Genomic DNA, 2,305 nt, shown 5'->3' with positions numbered 1-2,305 from the left:
CCGCTTAGCACGCCGCAACGAACACGGCTTTGTACTCCGACGCAATCGGCTTCGTCGCCAATCCGGCTGGGTCGGCGGAGCTGATCAACTGGACGTTGTGGTGTCCCGAGTTGGAGCGGTCGGGCGGTGTTATTCAAGACGTGGGCGGTGTGATCGGCAATTTGATCGCTGACGTCCGACGCAGCATCACCGCTCGACGCAGCGAACCGCTGCTGTATCGCACGCATCAACCAGAGAACTGGACTGTCGGCGTCCATAGCGGCGTGCGCTTCGTCATCACACTCCGCCGCGTTCGCTCGTTCGGTGACTGCGTCGGATCGCCGACGACGAGCGTCAGCACGTCCGACGTCGAGGAATTCCTGCCAAGCCGTCAGCTGTTACCAATCCGTTCACACCACCTCGACCGGGTCAGCCAAGGATGCGCGTTCAACGGGTTGCAGTCCACCGCTGGCGTAGTTCCCCTCATTAGCGTCGAAGACAGGAGGCGACTCTCGAGTGCAGGTTCTGCGCTCATGTTCCTCACAAACGGGAAAGGCGAAGCGTATCTCGTGGGTACTCGCCATACCGCGCGAAGTATGTGGCAGCGAATCGTCCCAGGTGTGAGAATCCCCATTGGCGGGCGACGGCAGCGACAACTGCATCCCCGGGTTCCGCCGCCTGTAGTTCGCCCCGCACCAGCTCCAAGCGTACCCCGCGCAGATATTCCAGCGGCGACTGTTTTACTTCGCGTTGGAACGCCTCCTGAAGACCACGAACACTCAAGCCCGCCGCGCCGGCGACGTCGACGACAGTAATCGGCTCATGCGCGTGTGCGCGTAAGTAGAAGAGAGCTGCAGCAACACGGTTGACCGCAGCTTTCACAGACGGTGCTGGACTGTCATCGCGCAGAGGGTAGAGCTGCAGCAGGGCTCGAGCGACGTCTCGGCGTGCGGCGTGCCAGCTGGCGGAGTCGCTCCCGGCGCTTCGGTAGGCATTGACCGCGTGGCGGAGTGCTTGGTGCCACAAACTGATGGCGTTTGCGCCCGGTTTGACGCTGGTGTCAAATGTGAGCAACCCATCGGCGCCTTTTCCGTCTTCTGCTATAACGGCAAGGAGGAAGTCTTTTCCAATGTGGACGAGTCGCTGATCCCAGTTTTCATACTCGATAAAGAACCTTCGGGCCTCCGGCCATAGCGTCGGTACTGGTCCCGGTAGCACCTGAGCATCAGTCCCACCGACCTTCACTCGGCCTCGTCCTCGCTCGAGCCACTGCACGACGATGTCCTCGCCAGTTGAGGCGGTACCACTGAGGTACCCGTGCAGCTGGAGCCGGCGGAAACTCAGGTGGTCGTCCCCGACGGCGACGTACTTGAACCAGAACTGCTCATCCACGGGCCGGCAGTACCAGTCGTCACCCGAATACAGCGGCTTTAGGGCTTTGACTGCAGCGCGAGCGTCCTGCCCGGACATGGAGACTATCGGCGTAACAAGCCGCTGGCCCCGTAAATCGTGCACGCGTCCAGCATGCCGATCAATGCGGTCCGTGTGCAACCCCGAAAAGGTGTTGCCGCGGTCCCGCGCGTCTCGCTGCGGAGACCGCGTGCCGACCCGGACGATCTCTCGCGTCCTCACCCGGCACCACGTTCCGCCGCTGGTTTGGTTGGGCCCGATCACTGGCGTCCTAATACGGCCACCAAAGCGACCACGAACCGGTACGAGCACGAGCACCCCGGCGACTTGGTGCAGGCGGACGTGCGGAAGGTCGGCCGGATCCCGGATCCCGGATCCCGGACGGCGGCGGCTGGCAGGTGCAGGGCTGGACGGCCGCGAGACACCAGTCCCAAGTCCGCAAGAAACCGATCGGGTTGTACTACGCCCACGCCGCTGTCGATGCCCACACCCGGCTCGCCGAAGCCGAGGTCCGCCCGGACGAGCGCGGCGCGACCGCGGCCGGGTTCCTCACCCTCGCGGCTGCCTACTTCACCGCCCATGGCACCCTTCAGCTCCCCGCCACGTTCTGCTGCCAGACCAAGGGAACGGTGCAATGACGACCTGCTACCTCACTGTGCCGTGTCGCGAGGTTCGGCACTACGTCGCCGTCCGGCACCCACAGGGGCCGGCACCGGTGAAGCCACCGAACCACACCCCATCTACAGACTCCGAATGAAGCACTCAAGCGTGTCCGAGACTCGGCACATGGGTCCGAGTGCCATCAAGACACCCCCCGCAGACGGACAGGGCAACGGAATCCAGGAGGTTCCGTGGTTCGCATTGCCGTGATCCGCACAGGCCTTCCATGATGAGCTCGCTGGTCCGGCGACGGATC

General features: G+C 63.6%; 1 protein-coding gene and 1 pseudogene. One reads left to right on the top strand and one right to left on the bottom strand.

The genetic code is table 11. The features are described from left to right. Window positions 1-519: 519 nt before the first annotated feature. The gene (locus OXR63_RS17955) at window positions 520-1,371 is read right to left on the bottom strand and encodes a helix-turn-helix transcriptional regulator (RefSeq protein ID WP_267425599.1); all 852 of its coding nucleotides are present in this window, start codon (window positions 1,369-1,371) and stop codon (window positions 520-522) included. 179 nt (window positions 1,372-1,550) lie between these two features. Here OXR63_RS17955 and OXR63_RS17950 point away from each other — a divergent pair. Beyond that, window positions 1,551-1,985 (top strand): annotated as a pseudogene (locus tag OXR63_RS17950) (IS481 family transposase); the annotation flags it as partial. Window positions 1,986-2,305: the final 320 nt, after the last annotated feature.

The sequence above is a fragment of the Curtobacterium sp. GC_Cur_3 genome, from assembly GCF_026544205.1.
Classification (GTDB): domain Bacteria; phylum Actinomycetota; class Actinomycetes; order Actinomycetales; family Microbacteriaceae; genus Curtobacterium.
Note: the sequence above shows the minus strand (reverse complement) of the source record. Positions and strands in the feature narration are given on the sequence as shown.